The sequence below is a fragment of the Stenotrophomonas sp. STK16_22 genome, from assembly GCF_051984505.1.
In the GTDB taxonomy this organism is placed as follows: domain Bacteria; phylum Pseudomonadota; class Gammaproteobacteria; order Xanthomonadales; family Xanthomonadaceae; genus Stenotrophomonas; species Stenotrophomonas maltophilia_A.
Window position 1 is genome coordinate 1,998,750 of the sequence record NZ_CP196972.1, and the last position, 17,690, is coordinate 2,016,439.

The following is a 17,690-nucleotide window of genomic DNA, read 5'->3' on the forward strand; positions in this document are numbered from 1 at the left end:
ATCTACAGATCGCGGAAATCTGTCGAAGGCGGGGTGGGTCCGGTTGCGGGGGTGTCCGCGGCATGGATGCCGCGGCCAAGCCCCCAGGGACGGGTTTACGGCGTCCCCCGCAACCGGACCCACCCCGCCATCCCACGGATAGTCGGCTTTTGCTGTTGCTTCGGCTTCGGCAGGTGCAGGGCGCAGCCCTGCCGAACACCCCCTCTCATGCTGCGCCGCAGAATGCATTCGGCTGAAGCCGCATGCTCTACTTGAATCGATCTAAATCCACGGTCTGGTGGGTCGGGCGTCATTCCAGGGGGAGCTCTCTGCAGGTCAGGGCAGGGCTCAGCGGAACGGTGCCGGACGGCCCCGGCCGTCTGCCTCCGCGTCATCGACTACAGGAACCCGACATGCGTCCAGTGCCGTCCGCTCCCGCCGTCCCATTGTCCTCCCGCCCGCTGGCGCGCCTGGCCTGTCTGCTGGCGCTTTCGGCCATGCCGATGCTGCTGCAGGCCGCTCCGGCGGCGCTGGAGCGCGAGGTCAACACCTTCATCGGCAGCAAGGACGACGGCAATACCTTCCCCGGCGCATCGGCACCGTTCGGGCTGATCCAGGTCAGCCCGATCGGCAGCCACTATTCCGGCTGGCGCTACGACGACGAGAAGATCCGCGGTTTCGGCCACTCCTTCATCTCTGGCGCCGGTTGCTGGGAGCAGGGCGGGCAGGTGTCGATCCTGCCGGTCACCGGCAGCATCGGTCCGGGCGGCGATTTCGATACTGCTGACGCCAAGAACTTCAACCACAAGACCTATGCCGCTTCGTACACGCATGACGGCGAGATCGGCCAGGCCGGCTATTACAAGGTGCGCCTGACCAGCTACGGCGGCATCGATGCCGAGGCCACCGCGCGTACACGTGCCGCGGCCGAGCGCTACACCTTCAGCCAGCGCCAGGGCGAGGGCCACGTGCTGGTCAATGTTGGCCAAGCCAATGAGCGCCATTCGGTGATCGGCAGCGTGGTCGATGTGGTCGGCGACCGCGTGGTCGAGGGCAAGCTGGTGACCAAGAGTTTCTGCGGCGGCCATCAGTACACCACCTGGTTCCGCATCGAGTTCGACCGCCCGTTCAAGGCGCATGGCACCTGGGGCGAGGGCGGCGGCCTGCCGGGTGCGCGCCACAGCATGGAAGGCGAACAGAAGCCGAATGGTGCCTGGCTCAGCTTCGACCTCGCCAAGGGCCAGTCGGTAACGGCGATCAGCGCGATATCGCATGTGGATGCCGAAGGCGCGCGTACCAACCTGCGCGCGGAAGGCATGCAGGGCGGCGCGCTGCTCGGTTTCGATCGGATGCGGGCGCTGTCCCAGCAGTCGTGGCGCGAGCAGCTGGGCCGGGTGCGCGTGCAGGGCGGCACCGCCGACGACCGCGCCGTGTTCTACAGCGCGGTCTACCACGCGCTGCTGCAGCCGATGACCGGCAACGACGCCGACGGCCGCTACCGCGGCTATGACGATGGCATCCACCGTGCCGATGGCTGGACCTACTACGAGTACTTCTCGCTGTGGGATACCTACCGCGCGCAGAACCAGTGGCTGGCACTGACCCGCCCGGACGTGGCGCGCGACATCGGCCGTACCCTGCTGGCGATCGACGAGCAGGGCGGCTGGCTGCCGCGCTGGGGCTATGCCAACTTCGAGACCAACATCATGACCGGCGATCCGGTCACCCCGTTCATGGTCGACCTGTGGCGCTTCGGTGCGCTCAAGGGCCGTGAATCGCAGGCCTGGGATGCGCTGCGCCGCAATGCCTTCGGCACGCCGCCGCTGAACTCACGCATGGCCGGCCGTTCCGGCAACCCGACCTACCTGGACAAGGGCTATGTGGTCTACGACCGCGCGTTCCCGTCCAAGGGCATGGACGTCGATCCGCACCACGGCGGTTCGGCTACCTTGGAATACGCACTGGCCGACTGTGCGCTTTCGCAGATGGCCGATGGCCTCGGCCATGCGCAGGACGCGGCGACGCTGCGTGAGCGCGGCCGCAACTGGCGCAAGGTGTGGGACCCGCAGGTGCGCGACGCCGAGACCGGCTTCACCGGTTTCCCGCGCCCGCGCACCGAGGATGGCCAGTGGTACACCCCGGCCGATGGCCACTACAGTCCGCGTTCGCACCACGGTTTCCATGAGGGCACGGCGTGGCAGTACCAGTGGCTGGCGCAGCAGGACGTGCCGGGGCTGGTCGAAGCGATGCAGGGCCGCGAACAGGCCGGCCGCCGCCTCGACGCGTTCTTCGCCATGGACGCGCTGCAGGCCGATCCGCTCAATGCCGCCCGCAAGGAGTGGGTGGTCGGGCCGTACAGCTACTACAACCAGTTCCGCTACAACCCGAACAACGAGCCTGACCTGCACTCGCCGTGGCTGTACACGCTGATCGGCCAGCCGTGGAAGACCGCGGCCGTGGTGCGTGCCGCGCAGCAGCTGTTCACCAATGCGCCCAATGGCGTGACCGGCAACGACGACCTCGGCACGATGTCGGCCTGGTATCTCTTCAGCGCCATCGGCGTGTATCCGGCGGTGCCGGGCAGCGGCCAGTTCCTGCTGCACACCCCGCGCTTCAGCAAGGTGGAACTGGACATGGGCAATGGCCGGACGCTGCGCATCGACGCGCCGGGTGCCGATGGCCGCCGCCTGCAGTACGTTCAGGGCGTGCAGGTCGATGGCCAGGCGCATGCGCCGGTCTGGCTGGACTGGAACCAGCTGCAGCAGGGCCCGCGCCTGCAGTTCGCGCTTGACGCGAAGGCGCCGGAGCAGGGCTGGGGTACGGCGGTGAAGGACCTGCCGGTGTCCTGGTGCGCGGCACCGGGCAGCCAGCTGCGCTGAGCCGGACTGTGCCGTTCGCGGTGACCCAGCGAACGGCACGGCACGACACGGCCCTGATCCATTAGGCTTGAGCCTCCAGCGGAGTCCGGGAAGACGATGAACGACAACGGCAGCAGTCCCAGCAAGCGCGCCGGCAAGGCAGTGACGGTGACCGACATCGCGCGTGCCATCGGCGTGTCACGGGCGACCGTGTCGCTGGTGTTGCGCGGCAGCCCGCTGGTCAACGTCGATACCCGTGCCAAGGTCGAGGCCGAGCTGCGCCGGCAGCGCTATGTCTACAACCGCGCTGCCGCCAACCTGCGTCGACGTACCTCGTCGAGCATCGCGCTGGTGATCAACGATCTTTCCAACCCGTTCTTCGCCGAATTCGCGTCCGGCGTGGACGAGGCGCTGGGCGGACGCGGTTACGTGACCCTGCTCGGCAGCACTGGCGAATCGCCGGAGCGCCAGCAGGCCGTGCTGTCCACGTTGATGGAGCACACCCCCGCCGGCCTGATCCTGTCGCCGGCCGAGGGCAGCGATACCGTGCAGTTGCGACAGGCACTGGGTGCCAATGCCAACGTGCTGCTGTTCAACCGCGAGCTGGAAGGGGCCGACTGGGATTTCCTCACCTTGGACAACCAGCACGGTGCCTATCTGGCCACGCGCCACCTGATCGAGCGCGGACATCGCCAGATCGCCTTCTTCGGCGGCCACGCCGCATCGAGCTCGTGCCACCAGCGCCGTGCCGGTTTCCAGCAGGCGCTGGCCGAGGCCGGTCTGCCGCTGCCGCCGGGCTGGATGATCGAGTCGGCACCGAACCGCCTGGAAGCCGCAGCGCGCACCGATGAGCTGTTTGCCGATGGCCATCGGCCGAGTGCGGCGGTCTGCTACAACGACACCGTCGCGCTGGGCCTGATGCTGGGCTTGAATTCACGGGGCATCCGTCCGGGAGGTGACTTTGCCGTTACCGGCTTCGACGATATTTCCGAGGCTGCGGTGGCGGTGCCGCCGTTGACCACGCTCACCGCCGATCCGCGCGAGCGGGGCCGGCAAGCTGCGGCGCTGCTGCTGCAACGACTGGACGAACCGGACGCGCCGCCACGGCGCACGGTCGCGCCGGTGCAGTTGCGCATCCGCGAAAGCAGTGCCGCACGACCGAACTGATTTATTCCATACACCCCTTCCACGCAACAACGACCTTCCGCGCATCGAGGCGCGTACCGCATGCCGATCTCCGCAACGCCCCGTCCAACGGGATCTTCGGGCAACGCACCTGCCGTCACCAACGGCAAGGCGCTGGCCGTGGTCACCACGATCTTCTTCATGTGGGGCTTCCTGACCTGCCTCAATGACATCCTGATCCCGCACCTGAAGGCGGTGTTCGAGCTGAACTACGCCAAGGCGATGCTGGTGCAGTTCACCTTCTTCGGCACCTATTTCCTGATGTCGCTGCCGGCGGGTCGGCTGGTGGCGGCGCTGGGCTACAAGAAGGGCATCGTGGCCGGCCTGGTGATTGCCGGTATCGGTGCGCTGGGCTTCTGGCCGGCGGCCGAGCTGCGCGTGTATGGCGCCTTCCTGGGCGCACTGTTCGTTCTGGCCACCGGCATCACCGTGCTGCAGGTTGCTGCGAACCCCTACGTCGCGCTGCTGGGCCCGGAGCAGACCAGCTCCAGTCGCCTGACCCTGGCGCAGGCACTGAACTCGCTGGGCACGGCCATCGCCCCGATCTTCGGCGGCATGCTGATCCTGTCCAACACGGTGAAGAGTGCCGATGACATCGCGGCACTGCCGGCCGCCGAACAGCTGGCCTACCGTGCCGCCGAGGCGCAGGCCGTGCAGGGCCCGTACGTGGGGCTGGCCGTTGCGCTGGTGCTGCTGGCGCTGTTCGTATACCTGTTCCGCCTGCCGGCACTGAGCGACGCCACCGAGCAGGCCGACCAGGGCCACCACCACAGCTACCTGGATGCGCTGCGCAAGCGCCACCTGCTGCTGGGTGTGCTGGGCATCTTCTTCTACGTCGGTGCCGAAGTTTCGATCGGCAGCTTCCTGGTCAACTACCTGTCGATGCCCAACATCGGCGGCTTCAGCGAGCAGGAAGCCACGCATTACGTGTCGGCCTACTGGACGATGGCGATGATCGGCCGCTTCGCCGGCTCGGCGCTGCTGGCGCGCTTCTCGCCCAGCCGCCTGCTGGCGATCTTCGCGCTGGTCAACGTGGGGCTGCTGGTCACGACCATGCTGACCTCCGGCAACATCGCGCTGTACTCGGTGGTGGCGATCGGCCTGTTCAATTCGATCATGTTCCCGACCATCTTCGCGCTGAGCATCGAGCGCCTGGGCCCGCTGACCAACAAGGGTTCCAGCCTGCTGATCATGGCCATCGTCGGCGGTGCGGTGGTGCCGTACCTGCAGGGCGTGCTGGCCGACCACATCGGTGTGCAGGCCAGCTTCATCCTGCCGCTGCTGTGCTACGGCTACATCATTTTCTACGGACTGGTCGGCGCACGTACGCCGGCTTCCGCAACGCAGGGAGGCTGAGTCCGGAATGGGTTCCATCGTTTGCTTCGGCGAAATTTTGATCGATCTACTAGCGCAGCCGCCGGCCTCGGCCGATACGCCGCGGGCGTTCCTGCAGTACGCCGGCGGTGCGCCGGCCAACGTTGCCGTGGCCGCTGCGCGGCTGGGCGCGAAGACCCAGTTCGTCGGCATGCTCGGCCGTGACATGTTCGGTGACTTCCTGGCCGACAGCCTGGTCGAGCACGGCGTGGGCACGGATTACATCGTGCGTACCGATGCGGCGAAGACCGCGCTGGCCTTCGTCGCCCTCGACGCCAGTGGCGAGCGCAGCTTCAGCTTCTACCGCCCGCCGGCCGCCGACCTGCTGTTCCGTGACAGCGATTTCCAGGCCGCCTGCTTCGACAGCGCGCAGTGCTTCCACGTCTGCTCCAACAGCCTGACCGAGCCGGGCATCGCCGAGGCGACCTTTGCCGGCATGGACCGTGCACGTGCGGCCGGAGCGGTGGTCAGCCTCGATCTGAACCTGCGTCCCGCGCTGTGGCCGGCGAACGAGGATCCGACGCCGCGCCTGTGGCAGGCGCTGGAACGCGCCGATCTGGTCAAGCTGTCGCGCGAGGAACTGGACTACCTGGCCGCGCCGCTGGGCAGTGACGGCGAGGCGACGGTGCTGCGGCGCCTGCTGGCCGCGCAGGCGCGCTGGGTGATCGTCACCGATGGTGCGGCCACGCTGCACTGGTACACCCGCGACAACCACGGCACGGTCACCAGCTTCCGCGTGGCCACGGTCGATACCACGGCCGCCGGCGATGCCTTCGTCGGTGGCGTGCTGGTCGGCCTGCTGGAGCGCGGTGGGGCGGGTGCTGGTTTCGCTGCGTTCTGCCAGGATCCGGAGGCGATCACCGCCACGCTGCGCTTCGGCGCCGCCGTGGGGGCGCTGGCTGTTACCCGCAAGGGCGCGTTCGCCGCGATGCCCTCGCTCGATGAAGTGCAGCAGCTGCTGCAGGCCCAGGACATTACCGCATGAGCACCTTGCCCGATTTCCGTTCGCCCGCGTTCCTGCGCGCGCACATCGCCGATACCATGGCGTTCTACCATCCGCGCTGCATCGATCCGGACGGCGGCTTCTTCCACTACTTCCGGGATGACGGCAGCGTCTACGATGCCAGCCACCGCCACCTGGTGAGCAGCACGCGCTTCGTCTTCAACTACGCGATGGCCTACCGCGAATTCGGCAATGCCGAGTACCGCGAGGCGGTCGAGCACGGCGTGCGCTACCTGCGGGACGTGCACCGCAACCCGGCCACCGGTGGCTACGCCTGGACCCTGCGTGATGGCAAGGTCGAGGACGACATGAACCACTGCTACGGCGTGGCGTTCGTGCTGCTGGCCTACAGTTGCGCGCTGAAGGCCGGTATCGAACAGGCGCGTGTGTGGATGGACGAAACCTGGAAGCTGCTGGAAGCGCGCTTCTGGGAGCCACAGCACGGCCTGTACAAGGACGAGGCCGATGGCCAGTGGAACTTCACCGGCTATCGCGGCCAGAACGCCAACATGCACATGTGCGAGGCGATGCTGGCGGCGTTCGAGGCCAGTGGCGAGCAGCGCTATGTCCAGCGTGCGCTACAGCTGGCCGACAACATGACCCGCCGCCAGGCGGCCAAGGCCGGCGGGCTGGTCTGGGAGCACTACGATGAGAACTGGGAGATCGACTGGGACTACAACCTGGACGACCCCAAGCACCTGTTCCGCCCATGGGGCTTCCAGCCCGGCCACCAGACCGAATGGGCCAAGCTGTTGCTGATCCTCGATCGCCACGTGCAGGCCGACTGGCTGGTGCCGACCGCGCAGCACCTGTTCGATGTGGCCGTGGCGCGCAGCTGGGACGAAGCGCGCGGTGGTTTGTACTACGGTTTCGCACCGGAAACGCGCCGACAGCCGGGCATGGACGGTGCGCCGATCGGTGGCGACAGCTTCGTCTGCGACGACGACAAGTATTTCTGGGTGCAGGCCGAAACGCTGGCCACCGCCGCACTGATGGCCAAGCGCACCGGTGATGACCGCTACTGGCAGTGGTACGAGCGCATCTGGGCGTACTCGTGGGAGCATTTCGTCGACCACCAGTACGGTGCCTGGTTCCGCATCCTTGATGCGGACAACCGCAAGTACAGCGACGAGAAGAGCCCGGCCGGCAAGGTGGATTACCACACCATGGGCGCGTGCTACGAAGTGTTGAACGTGGTGCGCTGAAGATCGTTTGAATGCAGTAATGCCAGGCCATGCCTGGCAATCCGGAATCGGTAGCGCCGGGCGACGCCCGGCGGAAAAACAGGAGCTCCGCGTGCATCGCCTTTCCCTCGTTGTCCGTCTGCTCCTGCTGCTGATCGCAGCCTCCGCCTTCCCGGCAACTGCAGCCCCGCTGCAGGCACAGTGGGAATTCCGCATGCTGCCCGGTGATGCGCAGGGTGCAGCCCACCCGGGCCTGCAGCAATGGCGTGCGGCGAAGGTGCCGGGCAGCGTGCACACCGACCTGCTCGCCCACGCGCTGATCCGCGATCCGTACGTCGGTGCGCCTGAGGCAGAGCTGCAATGGATCGGGCTGGCTGCCTGGGAATACCGCGCCCGCTTCGACGTGGATGCGGCGACACTGGCCAAGCCCAATGCCGAGCTGCGCTTCGACGGGCTGGATACCTATGCCGAAGTCAGCCTCAACGGCAGGCCGCTGCTGAGCGCGGACAACGCGCACCGCACCTGGCGTGCGCGCGTGGACGGGCGCCTGCGCGCGAATGGCAATGAACTGCAGATCGTGTTCCGTTCACCAATCCGCACACTGCTTCCCGGTGTACAGGCGATGCCGCACAAGATCGCCGGCAACTATCCTTCGCCCTATGGCGATGAGCCCAAGGACGCGATGGTCGGCAACTTCGCGCGCAAGCCGGCCTATCACTTCGGCTGGGACTGGGGCCCGCGCTATGTCACCGCCGGCGTGTGGCGCGGGGTCGACCTGCAGGCCTGGGATGCGCACCGCCTGACCGATCTTGCCGTGCGTACCGATGCATTGAGCGCGGAGCAGGCGAAGCTGGCCGTGCTGCTGGAGATGGAGCAGGGCGCGGCGGCCGGTTCTGCGGTGGTCCATGTCGATGTGCGCGATCCGCAGGGTCGCAGCGTGGCCCAGGTGCAGCGCACGGTGCTGCTGAAGCCCGGCCAGAACGCCGTCGAAGTACCGGTCGAACTGGTCAAGCCGCAGCGCTGGTGGCCGGCCGGCCACGGTGCACAGGACCGCTACACCGTGCAGGTCCGCCTGGATGATGGTGTCGATGCAGCGCTGGTGCGCGAGCAGCGTATCGGCCTGCGCACGGTTGAACTGCGCCGCGAGGAAGACGGCAAGGGCGGGCAGGGCTTCGCTTTCGTCATCAACGGCGTGGAGATCTTCGCAAAGGGCGCCAACGTCATTCCGTTCGATGCCTTCCCCGCACGGGTCGACGCCGCGCGCCTGCGCCAGGTGCTGACCGCCGCACGCGACGCCAACATGAACATGCTGCGCAACTGGGGGGGCGGCTACTACGAGGACGATGCCTTCTTCGACATCGCCGACGAACTGGGCCTGCTGGTCTGGCAGGACTTCATGTTCGGTGGTGGCATGCAGCCGGGCTACGATCCGGCCTTCCGTGCCAGCGTGGTGGCCGAGGCACGCGACAATGTGCGCCGGCTGCGCCATCACCCCAGCATCGTGCTGTGGTGTGGCAACAACGAGGAAGAAACCGCCTGGAAGGACTGGGGCCACGGCCGCGACCTGAAGGCGGCCGACCCGGCGTTTGCCGAGAAGGTCTGGCAGGGCTATGTCGACCTGTTCGGCAATGACCTGCGCCAGGTAGTGGGTGAGGAGGGGCTGGGCGTGCCGTACTGGTCCAGCTCGCCCAGTAACGACCTGGACGAAAAGGCGAACGACTCGACCCGTGGCGACAAGCACTACTGGCAGGTCTGGGGCAATCCGGCGCTGCCGGTGCAGGCTTACCTGCGCGAGACGCCGCGCTTCATGTCCGAGTACGGCCTGCAGGCATGGCCGTCGGTGGCCACCGTGGACCAGATTGCCACCCGCGCCGAGCAGCGCATCGACAGCCCGGTGATCCGCGCGCACCAGAAATTCATGGCCGGCGAGGGCAACAGCCGCCTGCTGCACTACATCGAACTGGGCTACGGCACGCCGAAGGACTTCGAGGACTTCGTCTACCTCAGCCAGGTGATGCAGGCCGATGGCATCGCGCTGGCCGCGCTGCACCATCGCGCCTCGCGGCCGTACACGATGGGCTCGCTGTACTGGCAGCTCAACGACGTCTGGCCGGGTGCTTCATGGTCCAGCGTGGACTACTTCGGTCGCTGGAAGGCGCTGCACTACGCCGCGCGGCGCTTCTTCGCGCCGGTCACGCTGGCGGCATTGCGTGATGAGGGCAGTACGCGGGTGCGCCTGATCAATGATGGCGCTGCCGCAGACGCACGTTGGCGGCTGCGGGTGATGGATGTGGATGGCAAGGTGCTGCGTCGTCGCGAGGACGCGGTGGCGTTGACGGCGGCGGGCGTCACCTCGATTGGTGATTTCCGCGATGCCGAGCTGCTGGCCGGTGCCGATCCGAAGCGCACGGTGGCCGTGTTCGAGCTGCTGCAGAACGGGGCGGTCAGTGCCCGCCAGGTCGTCGGATTCGTCGAAGCCAAAGACCAGGTGTTGCCGCGGCAGAAGCTGAAGGCCACCTTGTCCATCGAAGGCGATCACTATCGTCTACGCCTGGAAAGCGCGGCTTACGTGCGCGCGACGTGGATCGATTTCGGCTCGCTGGATGTGCAGGTCGAAGACAACCTGCTGGACCTGCTGCCGGGCGAGACCCGGGACATTGCGGTGCGCGGCCCGGTGGACCTGACTGCCCTGCACGAAGCAATGAAGCTGAAGACCCTCAACGATCGTTGAGGGCGGCGTAGCCCGCATTGGCAGGTGCCAACCTTGGTTGGCACACCCGGAACATGCCAACCAAGGTTGGCATCCACCAGACGCGGAGCCGGGCAGGTGTGGACCGTTGGTCCGCACACCTTGATCGTTGAGGGCGGCACATCCTGTTTTGGTAGGTGCCAACCTTGGTTGGCACACCCCGAACATGCCAACCAAGGTTGGCATCTACCAGACGCGGAGACGGGTAGGTGCGGACCGTTGGTCCGCACACCTCTCTTCTTTACAGCTGGATCTGCTGGAAGTTCTCGACCCGCTCGTGGCCGTTGGCGGCCTGGCCGATGCGCGGCATCGGGTAATCGTCCAGGCGATCGATCAGGCGGGTCTGCAGGCCGGCTTCGCGGGCGGCGTCCAATTCCTCCACCACATCCGACAGGAACAGGATCTCGCCGGCCGGCACGCCGATCGCCTGCACGATGCGGCGGTAGCTGTCGGCCTCGCGCTTGCCACCGATCTCGGTATCGAACCAGCCCGACACCAGCGGGCTGAGGTCACCGGCATCGCTGAAACCGAAGAACAGCTTCTGCGCCGGCACCGAGCCGGAGGAGTACACGTACAGCGGCAGGCCGGCAGCGTGCCAGCCCTTCAGCACCGGCGCCACTTCCGGGTAGAAGTGCGCGGTGTAGTCGCCGCGGCGGTAGCCTTCATCCCAGATCAGGCCCTGCAGCGCCTTCAGCGCGGTGTGCTTGCGGTCCTGGTCGATCCAGCCCTGCAGCGTCTCGGCCACCAGGCTGTCCTGGCAGGCGCCGCCGATCTCGGTAGCCACCGCGTCCAGCCAGCGGCGGACCTCTGGCTGCTGGCCATGTTCGGCGACGAACGCCGGCAAGGCCTTGCGGGCATAGGGGAACAGCACGTTCTTGACGAACGAGATGCTGCTGGTGGTGCCTTCGATGTCGGTCAGGATGACGCGGGGCTGCATGGATCAGGACGCCTGGGTAGGTACGTAACGGGGGAACTTCTGCGCGATGTCGGTGCCGGTGAAATGACCCACCCAGCCGTCCGGCTCGGTGAAGAAGCGGATCGCCACGAAGCTCGGTTCATCGCCCATGTCGAACCAGTGGGTGGTGCCATCGGGCACGGCGATCAGGTCGTCCTTCACGCACTCGATCTCGTAGACCTTGTCGCCCACGTGCAGGGTGAACAGGCCGGAGCCTGCGACGAAGAAGCGCACCTCGTCTTCCTTGTGGAAGTGTTCGTCGAGGAACTTCTTCCGCAGCTCGGCGCGGTTGGGGTTGTCCGGGGCGATCGAGGCCACGTCCACGCTCTTGAAGCCGCGCTCGGCGACCAGGCGGTCGATGTCCGCACGGTAGGCAGCGAACACTTCCTCCTGGCTGGCGCCCGGCGCGACTGGCGCGGTGGCCTGCCAGCGCTCGAAGGTGACGCCGATCTTCTGCAGTTCGGCAGCGATGACCGCGCCGTCCTGGGTGTCCAGCAGCGGCGATTCGGGGCGGGTGTCGTCGTAGATGCGCAGTCGGCTCATGGCGGCAGCTTGAACGTCTCGGGGGGAAGACAGGGTAGCAGGGCGGGGGCGGGGCGCAGATTCCGGATCGGCATCTGCACCTGCGCACGGGTTCAGCCGCGCAGCCTGCGCAGTTCCAGTTCGCAGTGGAACAGGAATTCGAAGGCTTCCAGGTGGCGCCGCGCCTCGGCCATGTCACGGCCCCAGGCGTACAGGCCGTGGCCGTCGATCAGGTAGCCCCACAGGTTCTGGCGGTCGAGCAGATCATCGACCTGCTTCGAAAGCACGTTCATGTCTTGGGTGTTGGCGAACACCGGTACGTCGATGGCCATCTCGTGGGTGCTGTTGCCGGCGAAGGCCTTCAGCAGTTCGTAGCCTTCCAGGTGCACATGACCCTGCGGCGCGTACAGGCGCGAGGCAATGGTCTGCACCGGCGAATGGGTGTGCAGTACGCAGCCGATTTCCGGGAAGCGGCGGTACAGCTGGGTGTGCAGCAGGGTTTCGGCGGAGGGGCGCAGCGGGCGGCCGACGGCCTTGCCATCGAAGTCCACCACCATGATGTCGTCCTCGATCAGGCGGCCCTTGTCCTTGCCCGAGACGGTGATCGCGGCGTGGCGGTCATCCAGGCGGTGGGAGAAGTTGCTGCTGGTGGCCGGGGTCCAGCCGGCCTGGGCCAGTTCGCGGACGTTGTCGATCAGCAGCTGGGCCAGTTCGCCCAGGCGGGCGGTGTCGTAGGGGAAGGTGGTGGTGTCCATGGACGGCATTTTACGTGATCCGGCCCGATGCTGGGCCCGCGCGGCGACCTCCTGCCTGTTGCGTGGGCAACGCGAAGCGGTGTGCTGGCAGGCGGCGCGCAGGGGTTGGATCGAGGCAAGCACAGCGCTGGCTGAATGGGGAGGGCAGCGCTCCCGCTGGAAGCGATTCCGGTCGTGGACAGCCCTCTTGCCGCGAAACATCATCGGATTGCCGCAGAAGTTCCGGCGAGCGCCAAGGAAAGGAGTACTTCGATGATCGCGCGCGCGATGGGGATGATGGGGGCGATTGGCATCATGCTTGCCAGCAGTGGCTGCACGATGGAATGGGTGAAGATGGATGCGGGTGCGCGGTCATTCGGCCCCGCCCATTCGAGTTGCAGGGCGCAGGCCGACGATCACTGGCCGGTCAGGAATGAAGTGGCCACGCGCACCGTCTACGAAGACCGCAAGGTGCCCTGCAGGCTTGATGAAGTCTGCGCCATTGACGGCAAGTACAACATGGTACCCATGCCGAAAGAGGAGAGTTACATCGTGGACGTCAACGCGTCCGACCGCAGCAGCGAGTTCAATGCCTGCATGGCCGGTGCCGGCTGGCAGCAGCAGCTCATCTGGTTCAATCGCCGCTAGGCGGGGCCGACGCAGCGGACGACAGGGGCTCGACCGGTTGCTGCTCAACGGAGTCGAGGCAACAGGGGCCAGCGGAGAATGATCTGGCTCTGCGAACCGTTTAGGCGTTGAGGCTGGAGACGAGCAGGGGGCAGGACAAGAACACGTACGACGTGGACGGAAAGTACGAGCGCGTGCTGCGACCGGAAATCGAGAAGTGATGATGGAGATGGCTACGTGTATGCGAATGGCCGTTGCTGCGGGGCTTGCGCTGTTGACCGGCGGTTGTGCGACCGAATGGGCCCGCTTCAGTGATCATGCTGATCCGCTGGATGAGTCGCGGTGGCGCTGCAGGGCAGAGCGATGCTGATGCCAAAGACCGAGCGCTACACCGTGGACGTCAACGTCAACGGTAACCATGAGTACTTCATGGGTTGCATGGGCGGCGCAGGCTGGATACAGAAGACCATCTGGTTTGGCCGCAGATGATCATCGTCGGGCGCCTTGGTCGCTGGGAATGACCATCATCCACACATGGCGTGGATCTACCGGACGTGCCGGGAAAGTGTCAGGGGCGGGGAGGCATGGGTTCGCGGGGGTGTCCGCGGCATGGATGCCGCGGCCAAGCCTCCAGGGATGGATTCACGGCGTCCCCCGCTAACCCATGCCTCCCCGCGAAACCCTCAACCCAGCTGTTGCTCTGGAAGTTGCTCCGGCTCCGGCGGGTGCAGGGCCGCAGGCCCTGCAATCCCTTTATTTCGCGCGCAGGCGGCTGTGCCGGAACCCGTAGCAGAAATAGATCACGAAACCGACGAACGTCCACACCCCCATCAGCATCCAGTTGTGCATCGTCATCGCCGACAGCAGGGCAAGGCAGCTCAACACGCCCAGGCTGCAGATCAGCCACGCCATCGGCATGCGGAACGGGCGCGGCAGGTCCGGCTGGGTACGGCGCAGGATCAGCACGCCGGCGCAGACTGCGGCGAACGCGATCAGCGTGCCCATCGAGGTCAGCTCGCCGAGGATGTCCAGCGGGAACAGCGCCGCCAGCAGCGCGATGCCGATGCCGGTGATCACGGTGTTGATGTGCGGAGTGCGGTACTTCGGGTGGATCCTGGTGAACACCGGCGGCAGCAGGCCATCGCGGCCCATGATCATGAAGATGCGCGGCTGGCCGATGATCATCACCAGCACCACCGAGGACAGGCCGACCAGCGCGCCGACCTCGACCACCCAGCGCAGCCAGCCCAGCTGCGGATGCGCGGCCACGGCAGTCACCACCGGCTCGTCGGTGCCGAGCAGCTGGAACGGCACCAGGCCGGTCATCACCGCAGCCATCGCGATGTACAGCACGGTGCAGATCACCAGCGACAGCATCATGCCGAACGGCATGTCACGCTGCGGATTCTTCGATTCCTGCGCCGCCACCGACACCGCTTCGAAACCGATGTAGGCGAAGAACACCATCGCCGCGCCACGCAGCACGCCTTCCATGCCGTACTTGCCAGGCCCTTCGTTGGCGGGAATGAACGGCGTCCAGTTGCTGGTGTCCACGTACTTCCAGCCGACCACGATGACCAGCAGGATCAGGCCGGTCTTCAGCACGACCATTGCCATGTTCATCGCCGAGGACTTGCTGATGCCGACGTAGCACAGCCAGGTCAGCAGCAGTACCAGCGCAGCGGCCGGCAGGTTGGCGATCGCGCCGGTGGGGCGCAGCTGTGCATCGAGTGGGGCGCTGACCAGCGCCGCCGGTAGATGGATGTCGAACTGGCTGAGCAGGCTGAGGAAATAGCCGGTCCAGCTGACCGCGACCGCCGAGGCGGAGACGCCGTACTCGAGCACCAGCATCCAGCCGATGAACCAGGCCGAGAGCTCGCCGAAGGTGGCGTAGGTGTAGGTGTAGGCGCTGCCGGAGACCGGCACCATCGAGGCGAACTCGGCATAGGCCAGTGCGCAGAAGGCGCAGCAGATCGCGGCCAGCACGAAGGACAGCATGATGGCCGGGCCAGCGTGGTTGGCGGCGGCCTGGCCGGTGATGACGAAGATGCCGCCGCCGATCACCGCGCCGATACCGAGGGCGGTCAGGCCCCAGGGGCCGAGGTGGCGGCGCAGGCTCAGGCCGTTGGCGTCTTCATGGGCGGCATGCGGGTGCTTGGTGGCCCACAGTTGCTTGAACATGTGTGGTGGTCTTGTCGAAGCGCGCCACGGGCGGCGCGCGGGGAAAACGGACGGGCCGGCGCGAGGCCGGCCCGTAGGCGGATCAGGGCGACTTGGCCAGCTTGCTGTTGCGGATGCCGTAGCCCAGGTAGATCAGCAGGCCGAGCAGGGTCCAGCCAACGAACAGGTGCCAATGCACGACGAACGCCTGCCAGAACAGGAACAGGCAGGTGGCCGCGCCGAGCGGGCAGATGATCCACACCATCGGCACGCGGAACGGGCGGTGCAGGTCCGGCTTGGTATAGCGCAGCACCAGCACGCCGACGCAGACGGTGGCGAAGGCCAGCAGGGTGCCCATCGAGACGAGTTCGCCGAGCACGTTCAGCGGCACCAGGCCGGCCAGCGCGGCAGCGATCACGCCGACCACGATGGTGGCGACGTACGGGGTGCGGAAGCGGGCGTGGACCTTGCCGAAGAACTTCGGCAACAGGCCGTCGCGGGAGATGGTGTAAGCGATGCGGGTCTGGCCCATCATCATCACCAGCACCACCGAGGACAGGCCGGCGATGGCGCCGATTTCCACGAACGTCTTAAGCCAGGACAGGGTCGGGTAGGGCTCCAGCGCGGTGGCCACCGGCTTGTCGGTGCCCAGCAGGTGGTACGGCATCATGCCGGTCAGCACCGCACAGACGATGATGTAGACGATGGTGCACACCGCCAGCGAGCCGAGCAGGCCGATCGGCATGTTGCGCTGTGGGTCCTTGGTTTCACCGGCGGCGGTGGAGACCGCGTCGAAACCGATGTAGGCGAAGAACACGATGGTGGCCGCGCGGAAGATGCCGCTCCAGCCGAACTCACCCGGCACGCCGGTGTTTTCCGGGATGAACGGCTGCCAGTTGGCCGGGTCGATATGGGCCGCGCCGATGCCGATGAACAGGCAGATGACGGTGACCTTGATCGCCACGATGATCGCGTTGACGAAGGCCGACTGGGTCACGCCCACGTACAGCAGGCCGGACACCGCCGCCACGATCAGCACCGCCGGCAGGTTGAACAGCTTGCCGGAGGAGACGAACTCGCTGCCGGTCCAGGCGATGGGCGCGGCGCTGAGCAGGTCCGGGAACGGCATGTGCAAGGTGGTGGTGATGAAGCTGATCAGGTACGCCGACCAGCCCACCGCGACCGAGGCCGAGGCGAACAGGTACTCCAGCACCAGGCACCAGCCGATGAACCAGGCCATGCCTTCGCCCAGGGTGGCGTAGGAGTACGAGTAGGCACTGCCGGAGACCGGCATCATCGCCGCGAACTCGGCGTAGCACAGGCCCGCCAGGGCACAGGCGAAACCGGCCAGCACGAACGAAAGCATCACCGCCGGGCCGGCATGGTTGGCCGCGGCCTGGCCGGTCAGCACGAAGATACCAGCGCCGATCACCGCACCCACGCCAAGCAGGATGAGGTGTTTAGCCGTGAGGGTCCGTTTCAGCGTGGCTTCGCCGTCCAGGCTGCCTTCGATGGGTTCGCCGGCATCGACGTGCCCGGCCGGTTCAACCGGCTTGACCCTCAACAGAGCTTTCAGCATGCAGTACTTCCTAGTGATCGGATGGGGTGGGCCGCCGATACGTTGCCGGCAACCCTGGAATGGTGAAGGCCGCGCGAACGGCCCGCTGTACCTTAGCCAAAGCTGAAGCCAACGCACAAGCGCAATCGCAACAATGAACGGCGATAATGAGCAGTATTTTTCCAGACCGCCCCCATTCATGCGCCAGACCGCCGAAACCCTTGCCGTGCTTGACGATCGCTTGCGTGGCCTGCTGCGGGACTATGCCCGCCGTGAGCCTGCCCACGACGCACTGGCTGCCGAATTCGGCACATTGCTGGACGATCCGGAAGATCCGTTCCGCCGCGAGCGCCTGGCCGGCCACTTCACCGCCAGCTGCTGGCTGGTCAGTGCCGATGGCCAGCGCCTGCTGCTGACCCACCACCGCAAGCTGCAACGCTGGCTGCAGCTGGGCGGCCACGCCGACGGCGACCGTGACCTGGCCCAGGTGGCGCTGAAGGAGGCCGAAGAGGAGTCGGGCCTGAGCGGCCTGGTGCTGGAAGACCCGGCGATCTTCGATCTGGACAAGCACTGGATCCCGGAGCGCAAGGACGTGCCGGGGCACTGGCACTACGACGTGCGTTTCGTAATCCGCGCGCTGGGTGGCGAAGCCTTCGTGCTCAGCGAGGAGTCACTTGACCTGGCATGGCGGCCGGTGACCGAAGTCGTGTCCGATCCGGAATCGGACGAGTCCATGCAGCGCATGGCGCGACGCTGGCTGGCACGTTGAGGTAAAAAGGGGACGGAGGGGATTAAGTCGTTT

At 66.5% G+C, this 17,690-nt stretch carries 14 protein-coding genes; 9 read left to right on the plus strand and 5 right to left on the minus strand.

Annotated features, from left to right (window positions below):
* Positions 1–392: 392 nt before the first annotated feature.
* From ACSYAO_RS09270 to ACSYAO_RS09295, 6 genes are all read left to right on the plus strand, one after another.
* Positions 393–2,858, plus strand: coding sequence for a GH92 family glycosyl hydrolase (locus tag ACSYAO_RS09270; RefSeq protein WP_049459806.1), 2,466 nt, complete (start codon positions 393–395; stop codon positions 2,856–2,858).
* A gap of 96 nt (positions 2,859–2,954) precedes the next feature.
* Entirely contained in the window at positions 2,955–4,004 is a 1,050-nt protein-coding gene (locus ACSYAO_RS09275) for a LacI family DNA-binding transcriptional regulator (RefSeq protein WP_005409445.1), read from the plus strand.
* A 60-nt stretch (positions 4,005–4,064) separates the two neighbouring features.
* Positions 4,065–5,378 (plus strand): L-fucose:H+ symporter permease, encoded by a 1,314-nt coding sequence (fucP, locus tag ACSYAO_RS09280; protein ID WP_005409446.1) that lies wholly within the window; start codon positions 4,065–4,067, stop codon positions 5,376–5,378.
* 7 nt (positions 5,379–5,385) lie between these two features.
* A complete protein-coding gene (locus ACSYAO_RS09285) occupies positions 5,386–6,381 on the plus strand; it encodes a carbohydrate kinase family protein (protein ID WP_043035615.1) in 996 nt (331 codons plus the stop codon).
* Entirely contained in the window at positions 6,378–7,604 is a 1,227-nt protein-coding gene (locus tag ACSYAO_RS09290) for an AGE family epimerase/isomerase (protein WP_049459807.1), read from the plus strand. The genes ACSYAO_RS09285 and ACSYAO_RS09290 overlap by 4 nt, the downstream gene beginning before the upstream one ends.
* A 91-nt stretch (positions 7,605–7,695) precedes the next feature.
* Complete coding sequence (locus tag ACSYAO_RS09295; RefSeq protein ID WP_076738997.1) at positions 7,696–10,314, plus strand: beta-mannosidase; 2,619 nt, start codon at positions 7,696–7,698, stop codon at positions 10,312–10,314.
* Positions 10,315–10,573: 259 nt separating this feature from the next.
* Here the strand turns inward: ACSYAO_RS09295 and mtnC are convergent, their stop codons facing one another.
* The 3 genes from mtnC to ACSYAO_RS09310 all read right to left on the minus strand — a co-directional run bounded on the left by mtnC (position 10,574) and on the right by ACSYAO_RS09310 (position 12,564).
* Positions 10,574–11,269 carry an acireductone synthase gene (gene mtnC, locus ACSYAO_RS09300; protein ID WP_033833463.1) on the minus strand — a complete coding sequence of 232 codons (696 nt, stop codon included), beginning with the start codon at positions 11,267–11,269 and terminating at the stop codon, positions 10,574–10,576.
* A 3-nt stretch (positions 11,270–11,272) separates the two neighbouring features.
* The gene (locus tag ACSYAO_RS09305) at positions 11,273–11,830 is read right to left on the minus strand and encodes a 1,2-dihydroxy-3-keto-5-methylthiopentene dioxygenase (RefSeq protein WP_005409451.1); all 558 of its coding nucleotides are present in this window, start codon (positions 11,828–11,830) and stop codon (positions 11,273–11,275) included.
* Between the two features lie 92 nt (positions 11,831–11,922).
* Positions 11,923–12,564 carry a methylthioribulose 1-phosphate dehydratase gene (locus ACSYAO_RS09310; RefSeq protein ID WP_043035629.1) on the minus strand — a complete coding sequence of 214 codons (642 nt, stop codon included), beginning with the start codon at positions 12,562–12,564 and terminating at the stop codon, positions 11,923–11,925.
* Positions 12,565–12,816: 252 nt separating this feature from the next.
* Between ACSYAO_RS09310 and ACSYAO_RS09315 the strand changes: the two genes are divergently transcribed.
* Positions 12,817–13,191 (plus strand): hypothetical protein, encoded by a 375-nt coding sequence (locus tag ACSYAO_RS09315; RefSeq protein WP_032957971.1) that lies wholly within the window; start codon positions 12,817–12,819, stop codon positions 13,189–13,191.
* Positions 13,192–13,512: 321 nt separating this feature from the next.
* Positions 13,513–13,659: a hypothetical protein gene (locus ACSYAO_RS09320; RefSeq protein WP_239510425.1), complete on the plus strand. Its 147-nt coding sequence runs from the start codon at positions 13,513–13,515 to the stop codon at positions 13,657–13,659.
* A 264-nt stretch (positions 13,660–13,923) separates the two neighbouring features.
* On the opposite strand, the gene ACSYAO_RS09325 is transcribed toward ACSYAO_RS09320, so the two are convergent.
* Entirely contained in the window at positions 13,924–15,351 is a 1,428-nt protein-coding gene (locus ACSYAO_RS09325) for an amino acid permease (RefSeq protein WP_012480054.1), read from the minus strand.
* Positions 15,352–15,433: 82 nt separating this feature from the next.
* Entirely contained in the window at positions 15,434–16,909 is a 1,476-nt protein-coding gene (locus tag ACSYAO_RS09330; RefSeq protein WP_005409456.1) for an amino acid permease, read from the minus strand.
* A 133-nt stretch (positions 16,910–17,042) separates the two neighbouring features.
* On the opposite strand from ACSYAO_RS09330, the gene ACSYAO_RS09335 reads away from it, so the two are divergent.
* A complete protein-coding gene (locus tag ACSYAO_RS09335) occupies positions 17,043–17,657 on the plus strand; it encodes an NUDIX hydrolase (protein ID WP_012480055.1) in 615 nt (204 codons plus the stop codon).
* Positions 17,658–17,690 lie beyond the last annotated feature (33 nt).

Bases quoted from the DNA above. Each gene is read 5' to 3' on its own strand.
- ACSYAO_RS09270 (WP_049459806.1), top strand. From the start codon at position 393: ATGCGTCCAGTGCCGTCCGCTCCCGCCGTCCCATTGTCCTCCCGCCCG.
- ACSYAO_RS09275 (WP_005409445.1), top strand. From the start codon at position 2,955: ATGAACGACAACGGCAGCAGTCCCAGCAAGCGCGCCGGCAAGGCAGTG.
- fucP (WP_005409446.1), top strand. From the start codon at position 4,065: ATGCCGATCTCCGCAACGCCCCGTCCAACGGGATCTTCGGGCAACGCA.
- ACSYAO_RS09285 (WP_043035615.1), top strand. From the start codon at position 5,386: ATGGGTTCCATCGTTTGCTTCGGCGAAATTTTGATCGATCTACTAGCG.
- ACSYAO_RS09290 (WP_049459807.1), top strand. From the start codon at position 6,378: ATGAGCACCTTGCCCGATTTCCGTTCGCCCGCGTTCCTGCGCGCGCAC.
- mtnC (WP_033833463.1), bottom strand. From the start codon at position 11,269: ATGCAGCCCCGCGTCATCCTGACCGACATCGAAGGCACCACCAGCAGC.
- ACSYAO_RS09305 (WP_005409451.1), bottom strand. From the start codon at position 11,830: ATGAGCCGACTGCGCATCTACGACGACACCCGCCCCGAATCGCCGCTG.
- ACSYAO_RS09310 (WP_043035629.1), bottom strand. From the start codon at position 12,564: ATGGACACCACCACCTTCCCCTACGACACCGCCCGCCTGGGCGAACTG.
- ACSYAO_RS09315 (WP_032957971.1), top strand. From the start codon at position 12,817: ATGATCGCGCGCGCGATGGGGATGATGGGGGCGATTGGCATCATGCTT.
- ACSYAO_RS09325 (WP_012480054.1), bottom strand. From the start codon at position 15,351: ATGTTCAAGCAACTGTGGGCCACCAAGCACCCGCATGCCGCCCATGAA.
- ACSYAO_RS09330 (WP_005409456.1), bottom strand. From the start codon at position 16,909: ATGCTGAAAGCTCTGTTGAGGGTCAAGCCGGTTGAACCGGCCGGGCAC.
- ACSYAO_RS09335 (WP_012480055.1), top strand. From the start codon at position 17,043: ATGAACGGCGATAATGAGCAGTATTTTTCCAGACCGCCCCCATTCATG.